This is a genomic window from Hymenobacter sedentarius (assembly GCF_001507645.1).
Taxonomy (GTDB): domain Bacteria; phylum Bacteroidota; class Bacteroidia; order Cytophagales; family Hymenobacteraceae; genus Hymenobacter; species Hymenobacter sedentarius.
In genome coordinates, this window is sequence record NZ_CP013909.1 from 368,560 (window position 1) to 385,391 (window position 16,832).

Genomic DNA, 16,832 nt, shown 5'->3' on the forward strand with positions numbered 1-16,832 from the left:
CAGTCAGCTTTTGGCACAAACAAAAAGCCCGCCCTGCATAGCGCAGGGCGGGCTTTTTGTTGATTTAACGGACGCTGGACTACTTCGCGCCGAAGAAGAAGTCGGCTTCAATCTGCGCGTTCTCGTCGGAGTCTGAGCCGTGCACGGCGTTGGCTTCGATGCTCTTGGCGTACTTCTTCCGGATGGTGCCTTCGGCGGCCTGGGCGGGGTTGGTAGCGCCGATGAGGGTGCGGAAATCGGCCACGGCATTGTCCTTCTCCAGCACAGCCGCTACGATGGGGCCGCTCGACATGTAACGAACCAGGTCGTTGTAGAAAGGACGCTCGGCGTGCACCGCGTAGAACTGGCCGGCGCGCTCGGCCGTGAGGGTGAGTTTCTGAAGCTCCACGATGCGGAAGCCGCCTTCTTCCATCATGTTCAGGATGCCACCAATGTGGTTTTCCTGTACAGCGTCGGGCTTAATCATCGTGAATGTGCGGTTGGTGGCCATGGGCAGGGGAAATCAGGTAAAAATGAAAAGTTGAAGCTGCAAAACTACCACATCCCCGGCGGGCACCCAACCCGGTGGTTCTTAGCTGCGCCGTAGCTCAGGGCAAAATGCTCATTTCCCAATCGTCGAGGGAGATTTCACCAGCCCCGGACTCCCTAATGCCCACCGTTAGCACATCGATGGCCGCGTGTGGCGCAGGCAGGGTAAACGCAGCACCCAGCGGCTCCCACTCGCCGGGTCGGGTGGCCCGGCACACCACCGTTTGCTGCCAGTAAGGCGGTGCCCCAGCCTCCAACGCCAAACTGACCACCAGCACAGCTCCGGCCTCGCTGCCAGCCTGGTACCGCGCCGAAAAAAGCAGTTGCTGACCAGCGCGCAAACCGAGTTGAGCTACCGTCTGGTGAAAAGCCAGCCCCGTGGCCCTACCGCCAGCAAGGCGGGCAGCCCGCCGCCCCGATGCGGCAGGACCCGCCGAAATACTTGCCGTATTGAGCCACATTATGGTATCGAGTGGGGTTTCCATATCGGTGCGCAGCTGCCAGTGAGCCACCAGCGGCACTTTTCGGATGCGCCACAAACTCAGTCGGCCGTTGTTGGCGATGGGTTGCAGGTAGGCGGCGATGCCCGGGTAGCGGTTCACGACTTCCTGGGCGTAAGTCGCGTTTTGCGTAATCACGTAGTCGGCCGGCAGCGACAGTGCGGCCCGAACGTTTGCTGCCGATAAATCCTGGGCTGACTTTCGGTTCTGGAGCATGGTCCAGCCCCGGCGGTGGGCCAGCAGCAAGGGCAGGTTGTAGGAGTAGGCATCAAGCACCAAAATCGTGGCCGTATGCGGCACGCCCAACGAATCGAGCCACCGGGCACTCGAGGCAAAATTGTCGCGGGTGAGCACGCTCTTGTCGGTGGCAAGGGGCGTAATGCGGCGCAACTGCTCGGCCCGGGCTTTCCACGCCGCCGTGCCGCTCAGCAACAGCGTACCCGCCATAATCGCGAGTTGGGCTGGCCGCCGCTGGGTCAGGCGTATGCTGGCTACGCTACCCGCAAAAGCCAGCACTAGCGGCAGGAAGAACGTGTCGAGCAGGTAGTAGTCGTGGATGGCAAATTGCTGCCCCATCAGCACGTAGTAAACCAGACCACCGGCCGAGAGCGCCAGCCAGTGCCCAACCCATTCATTGCGAAACAGCCGGCGCCCCTGTTGCCCCACTAGCGCCCCGCCGGCCAAGAGCAGCAAGAGCCACTGCGGCTTGCTGAGCAAGCTCCACAGCCAGTACTCGCGGACCGTTTGGGTCACTTCCACCGCCTGGGCCCACGAGGTGAAGGAGCGCGGCCGCGCCAGAAACAGGGCACCATGGTAGGCCTGGTTCAGGTGTTCGTTATACTGAAATTCGGCTATCAGCAGCGAAAAGGCGGTTCCATAAATAACCAGCAACGCTCCCCGGCCCACCAGCGCCGGGCGCTGGGACTGCAGAAGCACCACGTGGCCGAGCGTGCACAGGAGCGGCAAGGCGAAAGGTGTACGCATGGCCGCGGCCAACGTCAGCCACGCCACAGCCACTACCAAGTGCCAACGCGCTTCTCGTGATTGGTTATCAGCCTCCAGAGCCAGATAAAACCAATAATACCCTGCCAGCGCCGCCGCCGCAGCTGGCACCGAAGGCAGGAAATTGGCCTGATAAAACACATAAATGGGGCTGAAAAAAGCAAACAGCGCGACTATCCCTCCCTTGAGGGCCGAGCCGCTGGCGCGCCGCACCAGCGCAAAAAGGGCCCGCAGCCCCCCTAAGCCAGCGGCCAATGTCACGCCCCGCATCAGGCCGGGGGCCTCCTGGCCGGTGAGGCCCATGAGCAGGGCGGCCAGGTAGGCGGGCAGCGGGAAGCCAGCGCCGGTCACGCCGTCGTCGGTGAGGAGATTGAAAGTGGCCGGAAGAAAAAAATTATAGCCCCGTTCGCAAAATTTTACGGCGATGGCCAGCCAGTCGGCCTGCGACCAGGCATGATTGAACGACGGATAGAGGCCGATGGAGTCGTGATAAAACCAGACGCTCAGGGCCAGCAATAGCACCAGCAGGGTTAGCGGAGCCATTCCGCGGCCCGCCGCCCGCCTGCTTAAAAAGGAAAAAATGCTCATTATTTGCCCTGGACGAGAAGGCAATATTGGCGAAAAAACCGCTGTTTCAACGGCCTTTTTAGCTCAACCTTTATTCAGATTTGGGAGAACCTTCCAAGGGGGGCTGGCTGTTAAGAAAAGATTTCTTCCGACTTTTGCCGCCCGATTTATTCGTAAGCCACCGGCCCTCAGTTCCTTTTTGGGCCATTCACGTTGTCGATGTCCACTTCCATATCCGCCCTGCAGGCGTTGCTTGCGCAGCCCAAGCAGGTTGTTATCACCACCCATCACAAACCCGACGCCGACGCGCTGGGCTCGTCACTTGCCTGGGCCGGCTATCTCAAACAAAAAGGCCACCACGTCACGGTGGTTACCCCTTCCGACTACCCCGCGTTCCTCAACTGGATGGAGGGCAACGACGAAGTGGTGGTGTACGACAAGCGGCAGAACGACCGGCAGGTGCGCGACCTCATCGCCCGCGCCGAGGTTATCTGCTGTCTCGATTTCAGCTGCCTGGGCCGCATCAATGAGTTGGGCGAGTACATCCGGCAGGCCAGCGGCACCAAGGTGCTCATCGACCACCACCAGGAGCCCGAGGACTTTGCCGACATCGTTTTTTCGGTGCCCAGCGCCGCCGCTACGGCCGAGCTGATTTTTGAAATCATCCGCGACCTGGGCGACCAGGACCTCATCACTAAAGGCATCGGCGAGGCCCTGTACGCGGGCATCATGACCGACACAGGCTCGTTTCGCCACCCCAGCACCTCGCGCAACGTGCACCTCATCATTGCCGAGCTCCTGAAGGTCAACATCGACCTCTCGAAGGTGCACCGCCTCATCTACGACTCGCATTCCGAAATCCGCCTCCGCTTCCTGGGCTTTGTGCTGAAGGACAAACTGGTGGTGAACCGCGAGTACAACACGGCCTACATCGCCATCACGCAGGACGAACTGCGCCAGTACCAGAGCAAAACCGGCGACACCGAAGGCCTGGTCAACTACGCGTTGAGCATCGAAGGCATCAAGTTCGCGGCCGTGTTCATCGACCGCGGCGTGGCCGTGAAGATTTCCTTCCGCTCGGTGGGCAACTTTTCCGTGAGCGACTTTTCGCGCCGGCATTTCGAAGGCGGGGGGCACCACAATGCGGCCGGCGGCATCAGTTATTTGCCCCTCGATGCAACGGTGGAGCGCTTCCTGAGCATCCTTCCCGAGTATAAGGAGCAGCTAACGGGCGTACCTGCCGCCGTAGCGCCGCCGGTGGCGTAACTTTGAAACGTTTCTGATTCCTCACTTCTTTCTTTTTCATGCGTTTTTCCTCCCGCTCTGCGCGGCAGTTGGCCCTGGGGGCCAGCCTGCTGGGCTTCGCTTCCCTCACGGCCTGTAACAAAGGCGGCGGTGACTTTGCCAAAACCAAATCCGGCATCGAGTACAAGATTTTCAAGAAAGTCGGCAACGATTACGAGCGGCGCGATGTGAGCCCCGACGGCGACCCGACCTACAAAGACCGGGTGGGCAAGTTCCTGCTGGGCAACATGCAGTACCGCACCGGCAAGGACTCGGTGCTGCAGAACACCCGCCGCGACGTGGGCCTGCCCGTGCCGCTGCCCCTGCTCGAGCTCAAGCAGAAAGGTGCTCCCGACGAAGCCCTGTCGATGCTGCAGCCCGGCGACAGCGGCGTGTTCCGCTTTCAGGTTGATTCGCTCATCAAGCCCAAGTCGGGCCAGCCCGTGCCCAAGTTCCTGAAGAACGGCGGCAACGTGGTGATGATGTACGTGGCCACCACGCCCAAGCTCATCACGCAGGAAGAAGCCCAGGCCATGCAGCCCGAGCTGCAGAAGCGCGCCATGGCCGCCCAGATGAAGCAGCGCATGGCCTCGCCCGAGTATGCCAAGCAGATGAAAGAACAGGCAGATGCCCAAGCCAAAGCCCTGGCCGCTCCGGCCGTGGTAGCCCAGCTCAAGAAGGACGACGCCGTGCTGCAGGACTACATCAAGAAAAACAACCTGAACATGAAGAAGACGCCCTCGGGCATCTACTACCAGGTCCTGAAGCCCGGCACCGGCCCCACGCCCAAGCCCGGCCAGACGGTGAGCGTGAACTACAACGGCACGCTGCTCAGCGGCAAGCTGTTTGACTCGTCGGAGAAAACCGGCAAGCCAATTGACTTCCCAATCGGCCAAGGCGCCGTGATTCCTGGTTGGGACCAAGGCATTGCGCTACTCAACAAAGGCAGCAAGGCCATCCTGCTCATCCCCTCCTCGCTGGCCTACGGCACGCGCGGCGCAGGTACGGACATCCCCGCCGACGCGCCCCTGCGCTTCGAGGTGGAGCTAGTCGACGTCCAATAGTCTTTTATTGTTTCTGAATTCCGGCCAACGGGCGGCACGGCACAGCTGCCAGCGCCTCCGTTGGTCGGAATCCTTTTATCCCCTTCGCCATGAAATACCTTCTGCTCCGTTCACGCTTGCTGGTGCTAGCGGCGAGCCTGCTCCTGGCGGCCCCGGCCCTGTGGAGCTGCAACACCGAAACTGCCTACCAGAAAACGTTGCGTGAGCACGAAGACCAACTAAAAGCCATCGACGAGGATACGATTCAGCATTACCTGACGCGCAATAAGCTGATGACGAATGCAGTGCGGACCAACTCGGGCCTGTACGTGGTTACGCTCACAGCGGGCCAGGGCACGCCCATTACGGCCGGCAAGCAGGTAAGCGTGAAGTACGTTGGCCGCATTCTGAGCAACGGCGCGCACCCCGAGTCTTCGGGCTACCCGGCTTCGCCCGGCGACAGCCGCTACCCGCAAGGTGCTATTTTCGACAACTCGTCGGAGAACCACACCGCCTGCGGCTGCGCCGTCTTCACAGCGGGCAGCGGCGCTATTGCCGGTTTCAGCGAAGGGCTGCTGCTCATGCGCAAAGGCGACCGCAAGCTGTTGCTCATTCCCTCGCGCCTGGCGTACGGCCCTTCCGGCCAAACGGGCATTCCGGCCGACGCGGCCTTGATGTTCGACGTGGAAGTGCTCGACGTTTTTTAATGCCTTCGCCGTGAGTTGGTTTGCTGGCCTGAAACGCCACCTAAGTAGCGTGGCGTTGGCACTTGGGCTGTGGCTCGTCGCTACAGCTGCAAGCGCCCAGACTGCCCCAAAGCCCGTGGTGCCCTCCACCCCAAGCGCCCCAGCCACCGGCTCCGATACAGCGCACCTCGTTCCGCAGCACACGCGGAGCGGGGTGCGCTTTGTGTTTCGGGAGCGCGGCACCGGGCCGCAGGCCAAGGCCGGCAGCCGCGTGGCCGTGCGTTACACCGGCTTCCTACCCGATGGCCATATTTTCGATGCGACGGCCGCCTCGGGCGGGCCGCTTCGGTTTCGGGTGGGCCGGGGCGAGGTTATCCTGGGCTGGGACGAACTGCTGCCCCTGCTGCCAGCGGGCTCGCGGGTGCGGGCCTGGATACCGGCGGCGCTGGCCTACGGCACCACCGGCGTGCGCGACCCCGATGATGAAAGCCGTTACTTGATTCCACCCAATACCGAACTCGTGTTTGAGCTGCAGGTACTGAGCGTGCGTTAACTCCCTCCTGGATACTGACCAACTTTCTTCTATGCGATACTTCCTCCTGAGCGCTGTTTGTGCGCTGTTCGCTTTTTTGCAACCTGCCAGCGCGCAAACGCCGGGCGCGGAGTTTTCCCGCTTGCCCACGGGCACCGAGTACCGGCTGTTTCGGAAGGACGCGACGGGCCGTTACCTGCCCCACCCGCTGGCTGCTACCGATGCACCGTATGCCAGCCGCGTTGGGCAGGTGCTCACGGTCTTCCTGGAATTCCGCACCGGCCGCGACTCCCTGCTGATGAAGTCGCGCCAGATGCAGCCCACGCCGCAGCCCGTAGCCCTGCCCGACAAGCCCGAGGTCGGTAGCCTCGAAGAGGCGCTGGGGCTGCTCCTGCCCGGCGACAGCGCCGTGTTCCGCTTCCCGGCCGATACCATATTTGCCAAGACCTTCCGCCAGCCCGTGCCCCCGTTTATTCGCAAGGGCGGCAACACCATGCTCGTGTTTGCCAGCGCCCGCGAGCTGCTCACCATGGCCGAAATGTCGGCGCGCCAGGAGAAGCTGCAGGCCGAGTACGCCAAGCAAGCCAAAGCCGCTGCCGTAGCTCAATCGGCCAAAGACGCCGCCAAAATCCAAGCCTACCTGAAGAAGAACAAGCTGGTGGCCAAGAAAACGGTTGGCGGCACCTACTACATCATAACCCGGCCCGGCAAGGGCCTACCGCCCAAGAAAGGCCAAACCGTGCGTGTGCTCTACCGCGGCACCGTCTTGGCCACGGGCAAAGAGTTTGATTCCTCTGCCAAGCACGGCAATGAGCCCATTGCGTTTGCGCTCGGCACGGGCCAGGTTATTCCGGGCTGGGACCAGGGCATTGCCATGCTCACCAAGGGCAGCAAAGCCGTGCTGCTCATCCCTTCTCCCCTGGCCTACGGCCCCCGCGGCGCGGGCGCCGACATCCCGGCCAACGCCGTGCTTCGCTTCGAAGTTGAGCTGGTTGATTTCAAGTAGGGCGTTATAAAATTCAGCCCAAGTAAAAGCCCCAGTGCGTGCCCTCTTTGGAAGGACCGCCGCCGGGGCTTTTACTTGGGCTGAAAGTGCCTTACTCTGCCAGCACTTGTGAGAGAATATCCAGCGAGCGAATCTCGCCTAGCTGCTCCACGTGCAGCTGGTAGTAGCGAATGAGCACATTCAGCAATTCGTGGCGCACGCGGCCGTTGGGAATGGTGCTGGTGGCCGGGTCCTGCAATAGCTCGTCGAAGTAACCCTCAAACTCGCGCAGGCGCAGCGTGGCCGGGCCGGTAGCGCCCTTGGAAGTAGCCGCGTGGCCGGCCATGATTACCTGGTCGGTGAGTTCGCCCCCCGAGCTTACCCCAAAGCCCAGGTAGGTGGCCAGGCGCAGCAGAAAGACCAGGGCAAAGTTTTCGCTGCCCGTGGTCTGCTGGTCAAACGCCAGAATGGAGTTGTACAGAAATTGGAAGAGGGGTTCGTTTTGCTCTTCTTCGCGCACGGCCCGCCCCACCACTTCGGAAAGAAACAGCACCACGCTGCTTTTCTGCACCTCATAGGGCAGGCTAACGAAAGGCTCCGAACACCGGAACTCGGACAGGCGGGTGAGGCCGCTGCTGCCCCGTGCCACGTAGGCCACCAGTTCCAGCAGCGTAAAGGGCTGAAACAAGGCAATGCGGCCTGGCGGCTTGGCCTTGCGCACGCCGTTCACGATGTAGTTCTGCACGCCCAGCCGCTCGGTGTAGACACGGGCAATGATGCTCGTTTCGCGGTATTTCAGGTAGCTGAGGACGATGCCCCGGGTTTTGATTAACATCTTAAAAGGGAACGAGAACGAATACTAAGTGATGAAGAATTGGGCTATGCGCCTCGTTCACTCTCACTATTCATTCCTCATTTTGATTTTATTTGCTGAGCACCGCTACTTTGCTCACGCAGCCGTTTTTGCCATCGGCATCCGTCGATAGTACGAGGTACGTGCCCGAACGGACGCGTTGGCCGTCGGGGTTGGTCATGTTCCAGGTTACGGTGCCGCCGTTGGCCTTGGTGGCGTACACGAGGTGCCCGGCCACATCGGTAATCTTCACCACTGCATTATTGGCCAGGCCGGTAATGCCCACCGTGCCGGTAAACTCGGGCCGCACCGGGTTGGGGAACACGGCCGTGCACTTCGGGCTGCCTTCCGTAACGGTGGCCGCGCCGCGGTAGGTTACCACGCCGCCGTCGGTGGCCACCCAGACTTCGCCGGTCTTGTCGTTCACCTTCACGTCAATGATGCGGTCGGATGGCAGCGGGCTGTTGGCGGTGGTGAAGTGCAGCAGGGCTTCGTCGGCATCGGGGCTGAACAGCCACAGGCCGTGGTCGGTACCGAACCACTTGCGGTCGCCGCCGTCCACGGCCATGGTCCGCACGGCCTCGCTAAACAGCGCGGGAAAGTTCGCTCCCTCGCCCCGCGTCACCAACGGCAGGGTAAACCCCAGGCTGGACCCAAACGGCCCGCTGGGGTCGTTAAAAACCGCTACGCCTTTGATGGTAGCGGCCCAGATGTACCCCCGCCGGTCTTTGGCCAGCTCATAGATTTGGTTGTCGGGCAGGCCGGATGCGGTGGTAAAAAACCGCGGCTGGTTGGGTTTAGCCGTGGCGGGGTCGACCGCAAAGATGCCCAGGGCGGCTCCGGTAGGGTCGGTTTTGCGCGACACCGATACCCATGCAAAGCCATTGTCGTCCAGCACAATGCGCTCCAGCGCTTCAAACCCAGACACCCACGGAATGGTCCGCCAAGTGGTGGTGACCGGGTCCAGGATAAACAGGCCCGAGGTATTGGGGCGCAGGTGCCGATTTACCACCCACACCTTGCCGGTGGCGTCGGCGGCCACATCGGTCACCTCCACCCGGTTCTTGTTGCCAAAGGTGCCCAAAAGGGGGCTGCCGGCCGGGGTGCCCTCGCCAAACTGACGAAACTGCCCAGGCCCTTTCCACTCCAGCAGCCCACCGCCGTAGGCCGCCACATACAAGGTGCCATCGGGCGTGCGGGTGCCACGGGAGGGGCTCTGCAAGTCCGGAAAATTGGTGGCCGGGAAAGCCGCGGGCGTAAAATTGGTCCACTGCCCGTTGGCAAATTCGTAAAAGCCCAGTCGAAAGCCGTTGGGCAAATACCGCTCGGAGTAGCCCCCGGTGAACACGTCCACCTTGTTGGTGTGAGCATCGGCCAGAATGCTGAAGGCCAGTCCCGTTTCGGGACCGTTGGGCACGAAGCGCTCCGGCACCTGGCCGGAACCGGGGCGCACTCGCTGCAAGCCGTTCTGGTAATTGGCCACGTAATAGCTGCCGTCGCGGGAGCGCACGGCATCCTGCGTGTACGTACCGGGCGTAGGCGGCACCACGACAGTCACCACGCCCGTGCGCTCGATGCGGCGCACCCCGGAAATATCGTCGATCACCAGCACCCCAATGCTGCTGGCGCGTAGCTTTCGGAACTGGGGAGTGTAGGTATTGGGCACGGCGCGCCACGCGCCGGGCGTGCCCGGAATAAACTTGTACACCGCCGCCCCTGCGCCCTCTACGGCGGCATATACTTCCCCGCCATAAGCGGCCAGGAAGGGATAGACGTGCTGCGCCGGATTGGCGCTCAGCGGCACCGGCTGGTACCGGGTCCAGTTGCGGTAGTCAAGCAGGTTGCTGGTGAGCTGGCCCCGCAACAAGCCGGCCGAGGTTGCCGCATAAAGCGCGCCGTTGGCCACCGCGGCGTCGTACACGGCCACGACGGTGCCGCCGGGGCCAATGTTGCTGTAAGTGTCGCTGATTTCGAGCTTAGTCAAATCCACCACCACCAGGCCAAAGCTGGTCGATACGTAAGCCTTGCCAGCCCCAATCGAAACCTGGTTGATTTCCTTGGTGCCCTGAATCGACTTGCGTAGCACATCGTTCAGGTTGCGCACGCTGCCGTTGGGCCGCAGAATGTCGAGGTTGCTGTTGCGGTAAGCCAGCACCGTTTGCTGGGTTACCGAATCGTAGGCCAGGGCGGCCACGCCCACGTCGTTCAGGCCATCCCGCCGCGAAAGCACCTGAGTGGTGTTAAGCTTTTTATCCAGGAAATAAAAGGCGTTCTCCGTCGCCACATACACCCGGTCGCCGGCGTCTTCGAGGCGCAGGGGGCGGTTGGTAGGCAGGTGAAGCTGCCAGTCGCCGTAGCCAGCTGTGCTCTGCGCCCCCACGGTTTGGGCCAAGAAAAGCAGCCCAACCAGCCCCAGCCAACAACGGAAAATGTGCAGCATACGCTCAGCAAAAACACGGTTTAAGTAGAAGCAGCCAGGCTGCCTTTGCCAACGCAGGGCTCCGCCCTTTAGTGCGCGGCGGCCGAGCGCGCCTCCGGAGCCGGGGCTTTGGCCTGCATGCCTTCCAAAAAGCATGGCCGGCAGCGGGCCTCGTACGAGTCCGTTTCGCCGAGCAGGACCTGGTTTTCGCTGGCCGCGTTGCGATACGAGTAAGAAGCAATTTCGCCGCAGCACACGCACACGGCGTGCACCTTGGTCACGTATTCGGCCGTGGCCAGCAGCGCCGGCATGGGCCCAAACGGGCGGCCGAGGTAGTCCATGTCCAGCCCGGCCACGATGACCCGGGTGCCGTTGTTGGCCAGTTGCTGGCACACGTCCACCAGCGAGTCGTCAAAAAACTGTCCTTCGTCGATGCCCACCACATCTGAGCCGGCCGCCAGCAGCAGGATTTCCGAGGCAATGGCCACCGGGGTAGAGCGGATACGGGCCGCGTTGTGGCTCACCACGTCGTCGACGTCGTAGCGGGTGTCGACGGCGGGTTTGAAAATCTCGACCTGCTGCCGCGCAATGCGGGCGCGGGTAAGGCGGCGAATTAGTTCTTCGGTTTTGCCCGAAAACATGGAGCCGCAGACCACTTCTATCCAGCCCCGGCGCGGGGCGTTGTGGCGATTGCCAACGCGGGGTTCAATAAACAAAGTACAGGCGGGCTTGGGGAGGTTTAGAAACCTAAAGTTAGGAACGAACTGCAGAGCATAAAGCATGGCTGCAGTCCGGGCCTACCCGCTGCTCAGGCAAACGTCTTGACCGCCTGCGATTCCACTATTGGGCTGGCGTAGTCAATAATTTTGACGCGCCAGCGTTGGGGTTCAGCCGTACTGCACGTGGGGCAGCTGCGTAGCGTCGGGCACTCGGCCCACTACCTCGCCCGCCAGCAAGCGGGTTTGGCAGGTTAGCCGCTCGTTGGACAGCAGCCGCCCAGCAGCCCGGTAGCGTAGCTCGGCATCGGAGGGCGGGCTCAGGTTTTCCATGCCCTGTCGCACCTGCAGGCGGCAAGTGGTGCAGCGGCCTTTGGCCCCGCAGGCGTGCATCCAGTCGTGGCCAGCGGCTTGCAGCGCGGCCAGCAGCGTAGCGCCGGCGGGCACCTCCATGGCCGCGCCCGGCAAGTTTTCAATCGTTAACAGGGCCATTTGTGCCTAACTTCGGCCACCGAAACACGGCCTTTTTATGAACGACAAATATAGCCTCGCCAAGTGCGCGCAATACGGTCGCCGGTTGGCCGCTCGTCTCTGCGAACAGCACTTCGGCGCTCAGCCCACCGCCACGCTCGATGGGCCCGCGGTGCTCAAATTCACGCCGGTCCGCCAGGTCAACTTACTAGTAGTACGCCAGTTATTGGGCCAGTGGCAAGCCGAAACCGCCCGCCTGCGCAGCCCTTATTTTGATTTTGAGGCGGCGCCCGTGCAAGCGGCGCTCACGCAGTTTATGAATGTGCTGTCGCGGCACATCAGCCTGGGCCGGACGGCTTTCGAGCCCTTGCTGGCTCAAGCCGTTGCCGATACGCTGGGCATTGTGGCCGACCCGGTGCATAGCTTCCAGCACCTGCTACTAGGCAAAGCAGAGTCTTTTACCCTATCAGGCCTGCGCGACAACCTGCGCTATATCGACATCGACAAACCTTTTTACCAGGGCTTTGTCGACAGCCTGCCGGCCAGCAGTGAGCTCAGCGGCGATTTTCTGTCCCACCGCTTCGAGCTGTACCATGCCGCCAACTACAAGGGCCTCCAGACCATGCAGCGCCTGGTAACCGAGTTGAGCGCCCTGCTGCCCCTCACCACTGCCGATTTGCTTGAGGATGGCCCGGTATCAGCTATTTCGGCTCCAGCAGCGCCCGCACCGGAAGCAGCCCCTGCTAAAGCTCCCGAACCCACTCCGGTGGCCGTGCCCACGTTTGTAGCTTCCCCTGCCGTGGTAGCCCCTTCGCAGCCTGTTGTTCCTGCTCCAGCTACCCCAGCAGTTCCAGAGCCGGTTGCCGCGCGGGCGGTACCCACGCCAGCAACGCCGGCCCGGCCCCTGCCGCATACCGAAACGGCCAGCGTACCTCTTCACGAAAAGCTGAAAGCCGGACAGCCCGCGGCTGCCCCCCTGGCCGAAACCTTGCGCGCAACCGCCACGTCAGCTCAACTTGCCGAACGCCCCGGCCCCAAAGTCGAGTCCCTGCGCGAAGCCATTTCCATCAACCAGCGCTTCAGCTTTATCAATGAGCTGTTCAACGGGGAAAACATGGAATATCACGCCGCTATTCAGCACCTCGATTCGTTGCCTACGGCCGATCAAGCCCGCGCCTATGTTACCGGTGACTTGTCGCAGCGCTACGATTGGAGCCGCAAAGAGGAGCACGTCAACAAACTTCTGAAGCTCATCGAGCGCAAGTTTGCTTAGCACCTCGTCGGCGTCGAAGTCGCCCCTGCTCGGACCTCGGCTCCGCCACTGGCTCCTGCCATGGTTGCTAGCAATGGCCGCCCTGGCCAATTTGGCTTACCCGATGTACGTGCACTTCGATTTCTCGCATTCGCTGGATACGCGCAGCTACCTGCGCATGGCCGCAGGGCGTTTCGATAGCGTAAAGGTTACGCACCGCTACCGGGTGCTGGTCCCTGCCGCCGCTGCGGTAGTAGCTGCCCCTGTTTCTAAAATATACGGGCGAATATGGCCCCAGCGCCCAGCTGGCTTGTGGCCCCTGCGCTTTGCCTTTTACCTTGTCAATTGCCTGCTGCTGGCTGCTGCCGGAGCGTGTTGGTTCAATGGGGCCCGCCTAGCCGGTGCCTCTCCGCCCGCCGCGGCCCTGGCCATGCTGGCCGCACTCACCAGCCGCTGGGCAGAATACGCCGCCGGGCTGCCCCTTACTGATAGCCTCTATCTGCTGGTTTTTGGCTTGGGCTATTATGCCATCCGGCGTGGACCCCGTGGCGCCTGGGCCTTGGCAATTGCCCTTGTACTTGGGCCGCTAGCGAAAGAATCCTTCTTCCTGTTGCTGCCTTGGTTGTGTTGGTTTGGTCGCAAAACCTTGGCTTGGCCCAAGCAGATACTGGCGCTGGCCGGCGGCGTATCAGCCTTAGTCGCCGTCCATCTTTTCGTAGACAACCATCTTGACACTAATACCACCGCATCTGTTACCAATGCCTTCCAGCACCTGGAGAACATCGTTTATTCGATGCATCGGGCCGCTTCCGCCAAGGGAATAGGCGAACTGCTCAGCGTTTTCGGCCTTTATACCTTGGTTATTCCCATTGCCTTCTACTTGAGGAAAAGTAGCAGAGCCCATTCAGAACCAATATTCTACGCCTCTTTGGGCTGGGCTGAAATTGGTTTGCTTGCAGTTGTAGCCATTCATATGCTGCTTTCCGGCGATTTGGGTCGGATGGGCTACCTCGCTGCGCCTGTGTTTTGCTCAGCTTTGGCGCTGGTCTTCACTCACTGGCGTCGCCTCGTCCGCACCTGACTCATCCAGCCCTGCCCCCTTTTGCAGCCCCATCAGCGCCAGCCCCAATAGCAGCGGCCACACGGGCACTAAAAAGCGCGCCGCGCCCAATGGGCCGGTCAGTAATGCTACATACAGCAGAAGCCCTAACGCTATCCAGCGCCCGTAGCGCAGCCCTGGTTCGCTGTGCTTCAGCCGCAAAAAGCCGCGCGCAGCCAGCACCAAACGTACCACGTTTGCCAGCAGCACCCAGCCCAGTAAACTTAGCATCGCCGACGGCATATGGCACAAGGCTTGCAACAAGCCGCCGGTTTGGGCCTGAGCCAGCAAACCTGAGCCATTAGATGGCTCCAGCCGCAGAAATTGAGTAATATCGAATCTGCCGGGGTCTAAAAACAACGCCGCCATTCCCTGCAAGTGCTGCCTTGCATACACTGCAGGGTGGGCCCACAGCGCCGCCCCGGCACGCGTGCGAATTACATGTTGCCGTGTCGCGAAATCGGGTTGTTTATTAGCCTCCTGCAAAACGCTGGCTACCCATTTCTCTTCCGCCGCCGGCCCCTCGGCTTGCCTCACTACCCCAGCAGCGTTGTAATGCAGCAAGTTGATTTCGGCAATGCTTGAGAAGTGAAAATACCCCGTCCGCTCCTTATTCCAGCCCATGTAAAGCACCACCACCACCAATGGAATCAGCCCTATAAACACAAAGTCTAGCCGCCTTCCCCGCGAAGCCAGCCACATTCCCAGACCAGCTATTACACACGCTAAGGGATAGAAAACCGGTTTTAGCAGCAATGCCACAATTGTGGCGCCAGCTACCCCCGCAAAATACTGCTTCCGCTGAGTTCGAATAAATCCCAGTCCTGTTGCAATCATTACCACTACTGCCGTTTGCAGCAGCATTTCGCTCATCACAGCATTCGCATAAATAAGTTGAGCTGGAAACGACAGCACAACAACCAAGGCTCTTGCCCACTGCCTAGCTTTGGGCCGCGCCCTTCTAGCCCATAATGACAGTACTAACCCAATATTGAGCAAACTCAATAAGTTTTGTAACCCCAGCAATAACGCTGGACGAGTCATTCCTCCTCTAAGACCCAGCACTGCCAGCGGATAGCCCAATGGCCGAATCGTGAACTCCTGAACGGCTTGTCCGCGTGGTGGCAGGCCCAGCCACGGCTTGGCATAAAGCTTCCCATAAACCCGAAAGTTCTCGGCGGCCTGTAAGTATCTGCCCGAGTCGGGAAAGTCCCAAGTGCCCTTATGCAACACCCAACCCAACGCCAGGATGTGGGCCCCAACTAATATTGACCACACCCAGCTTGGCACATGCCCCCGTCCCATCAACGCAATAGGTCTTGCTTACGGTATGCGTCCAACGCCAGCAGACTAAAAAGCAAAATCGTAAACGACCATAACGAAGATCCCCCGTAACTGAAAAATGGCAGCGGGATACCCACAACTGGTGCCAGCCCAATGGTCATGCCCATATTCACCGTTATGTGGAAGAACAGCACACATGCCACGCAATAGCCATAGGTTCTTCCAAAGACTGATTTTTGGCGCTCTGCTACATAAATAATCCGCCAGAGTAGGGTCAGATATAGCGCAATGACCACGAAGCTTCCCATCCACCCAAACTCCTCCCCTACGGTACAGAAAATAAAGTCCGTACTCTGCTCCGGCACAAAATCAAATTTTGTTTGAGTCCCTTGTAGGAACCCCTTGCCAATAAAGCCACCAGACCCAATTGCAATCTTGCTTTGTGTCACATTCCACCCCTTCCCTAATGGGTCTGCCGAAGGGTTTATCAGTATTTCAATCCGTTGCCGTTGGTGCGGTTGCAACACCTTCTTATAAAAGAAATCTACGCCTACCACCATTCCCGCTACCGCCAGCCATACACCGATTGCAAGGGGTAAATGATGACGCAATATCCGCCGGTTCACCCCGAGCACCGCTAAGAGCATCACTGTAAATGCCGCAATCAACCAAACTTTTGGCACCAATAAGGCCAATAGCAAAATAACTCCCCCAGCAGCTAGCAGCAGCAGTATCAGAGGCGACATCCCTTCGCGGAAATACGCCAGCAACAATGCGCCGAATACCAACGCCTGCCCCGATTCATTTGATGCCACAATGAGTAGTGGAGGCAATAGGGTGATACCGGCCAATACAAGCTGGTCACGCCAGTTCTGATACCGCAGGTTAATACTGGCCATAAAGCGAGATGCCGCTAGTGCAGTCGTGAATTTAGCAAATTCGGCAGGCTGTAACCGCACCGGTCCAAGCTCCAACCATGAGCGAGAACCCGCAATAGGCCTGGCAACAAACATTGTTAACAGAAGCAGTACTATCATGCCCGCATACATGGCATATGCCAATGTATCATAGGCTTTATAGTCTATCACCAACAGCACGACCACTAGCACAATAGCGGTAGCAATCCATAATAACTGCTTAAACCAATTAAAAGCCATAAGCTTATCGAAGCTCAGGTTGCTCAATGGGTTAGCTGGTGCATCAGGCGAATAACTAGATGCATAAATGCAAATCCATCCTATGCCAACCAGCACTACATATAGTAGCACTGTTAGCCAATCAATACTCCGACTATAACGTGCGGGTGAAACTTGCACAAATAATTACGGCTAAATAATACCTACACAAATTTACACACTTATAGCCTGTGTTGCTAGCCTAGTATGCGTTAGCCTGCTTTATCGGCTTAGGCGAGCGGGCACAAAATGCAAAACGCCCCCCGCTCGGCTGGTAAAAGCGGCGGGGGGCGTTGTTGGACAATAAGGTTGGCGGCGACCGACTCTCCCACCGGTGAAGGCAGTACCATAGGCGCACCGGGGCTTAACGGCTCTGTTCGGAATGGGAAGAGGTGAACACCCGGGCTAAAGCCACCATTGCTGGCGGGTCACTGCG

At 60.0% G+C, this 16,832-nt stretch carries 15 protein-coding genes and 1 rRNA gene; 7 read left to right on the forward strand and 9 right to left on the reverse strand.

Translation table 11 applies throughout. The features are described from left to right. Positions 1-79: 79 nt before the first annotated feature. Both AUC43_RS01630 and AUC43_RS01635 read right to left on the reverse strand, forming a co-directional pair. Positions 80-490: a nucleoside-diphosphate kinase gene (locus tag AUC43_RS01630; protein ID WP_068188995.1), complete on the reverse strand. Its 411-nt coding sequence runs from the start codon at positions 488-490 to the stop codon at positions 80-82. 97 nt (positions 491-587) lie between these two features. Next, positions 588-2,573, reverse strand: coding sequence for a hypothetical protein (locus AUC43_RS01635; RefSeq protein WP_068188998.1), 1,986 nt, complete (start codon positions 2,571-2,573; stop codon positions 588-590). A gap of 243 nt (positions 2,574-2,816) precedes the next feature. Here AUC43_RS01635 and AUC43_RS01640 point away from each other — a divergent pair, with 243 nt between their 5' ends. The 5 genes from AUC43_RS01640 to AUC43_RS01660 all read left to right on the forward strand — a co-directional run bounded on the left by AUC43_RS01640 (position 2,817) and on the right by AUC43_RS01660 (position 7,148). Further along, a complete protein-coding gene (locus AUC43_RS01640) occupies positions 2,817-3,863 on the forward strand; it encodes a DHH family phosphoesterase (protein WP_068189001.1) in 1,047 nt (348 codons plus the stop codon). A 38-nt stretch (positions 3,864-3,901) separates the two neighbouring features. Further along, positions 3,902-4,945 carry an FKBP-type peptidyl-prolyl cis-trans isomerase gene (locus AUC43_RS01645; RefSeq protein ID WP_082684842.1) on the forward strand — a complete coding sequence of 348 codons (1,044 nt, stop codon included), beginning with the start codon at positions 3,902-3,904 and terminating at the stop codon, positions 4,943-4,945. 89 nt (positions 4,946-5,034) lie between these two features. Next, on the forward strand, positions 5,035-5,631 hold the full coding sequence (locus AUC43_RS01650; protein WP_068189008.1) for an FKBP-type peptidyl-prolyl cis-trans isomerase: 597 nt from the start codon (positions 5,035-5,037) through the stop codon (positions 5,629-5,631). 10 nt (positions 5,632-5,641) lie between these two features. After that, entirely contained in the window at positions 5,642-6,163 is a 522-nt protein-coding gene (locus AUC43_RS01655) for an FKBP-type peptidyl-prolyl cis-trans isomerase (RefSeq protein ID WP_082684843.1), read from the forward strand. A 31-nt stretch (positions 6,164-6,194) separates the two neighbouring features. After that, positions 6,195-7,148, forward strand: coding sequence for an FKBP-type peptidyl-prolyl cis-trans isomerase (locus AUC43_RS01660; protein WP_082684844.1), 954 nt, complete (start codon positions 6,195-6,197; stop codon positions 7,146-7,148). A gap of 91 nt (positions 7,149-7,239) precedes the next feature. Here the strand turns inward: AUC43_RS01660 and recO are convergent, their stop codons facing one another. The 4 genes from recO to AUC43_RS01680 all read right to left on the reverse strand — a co-directional run bounded on the left by recO (position 7,240) and on the right by AUC43_RS01680 (position 11,607). Then, positions 7,240-7,962, reverse strand: a complete 723-nt coding sequence (gene recO / locus AUC43_RS01665; protein ID WP_068189017.1) for a DNA repair protein RecO — start codon at positions 7,960-7,962, stop codon at positions 7,240-7,242. Between the two features lie 88 nt (positions 7,963-8,050). Next, positions 8,051-10,420: a type IX secretion system anionic LPS delivery protein PorZ gene (gene porZ / locus AUC43_RS01670; protein ID WP_068189018.1), complete on the reverse strand. Its 2,370-nt coding sequence runs from the start codon at positions 10,418-10,420 to the stop codon at positions 8,051-8,053. Positions 10,421-10,488: 68 nt separating this feature from the next. After that, positions 10,489-11,115 carry a thymidine kinase gene (locus tag AUC43_RS01675; protein WP_068189021.1) on the reverse strand — a complete coding sequence of 209 codons (627 nt, stop codon included), beginning with the start codon at positions 11,113-11,115 and terminating at the stop codon, positions 10,489-10,491. Between the two features lie 171 nt (positions 11,116-11,286). Next, positions 11,287-11,607, reverse strand: coding sequence for a 2Fe-2S iron-sulfur cluster-binding protein (locus AUC43_RS01680; protein WP_068189023.1), 321 nt, complete (start codon positions 11,605-11,607; stop codon positions 11,287-11,289). Positions 11,608-11,644: 37 nt separating this feature from the next. On the opposite strand from AUC43_RS01680, the gene AUC43_RS01685 reads away from it, so the two are divergent. Next, entirely contained in the window at positions 11,645-12,859 is a 1,215-nt protein-coding gene (locus AUC43_RS01685) for a hypothetical protein (protein ID WP_068189025.1), read from the forward strand. 73 nt (positions 12,860-12,932) lie between these two features. Beyond that, entirely contained in the window at positions 12,933-13,919 is a 987-nt protein-coding gene (locus AUC43_RS01690; RefSeq protein ID WP_068189027.1) for a hypothetical protein, read from the forward strand. On the opposite strand, the gene AUC43_RS01695 is transcribed toward AUC43_RS01690, so the two are convergent. The 3 genes from AUC43_RS01695 to rrf all read right to left on the reverse strand — a co-directional run bounded on the left by AUC43_RS01695 (position 13,869) and on the right by rrf (position 16,815). Then, entirely contained in the window at positions 13,869-15,179 is a 1,311-nt protein-coding gene (locus AUC43_RS01695) for a hypothetical protein (RefSeq protein WP_157780877.1), read from the reverse strand. The genes AUC43_RS01690 and AUC43_RS01695 overlap by 51 nt on opposite strands. Positions 15,180-15,241: 62 nt before the next feature. Next, positions 15,242-16,537 (reverse strand): rod shape-determining protein RodA, encoded by a 1,296-nt coding sequence (gene rodA / locus AUC43_RS01700; protein WP_068189031.1) that lies wholly within the window; start codon positions 16,535-16,537, stop codon positions 15,242-15,244. 166 nt (positions 16,538-16,703) lie between these two features. Next, positions 16,704-16,815: ribosomal RNA gene (gene rrf, locus AUC43_RS01705) — 5S ribosomal RNA — on the reverse strand. Positions 16,816-16,832 lie beyond the last annotated feature (17 nt).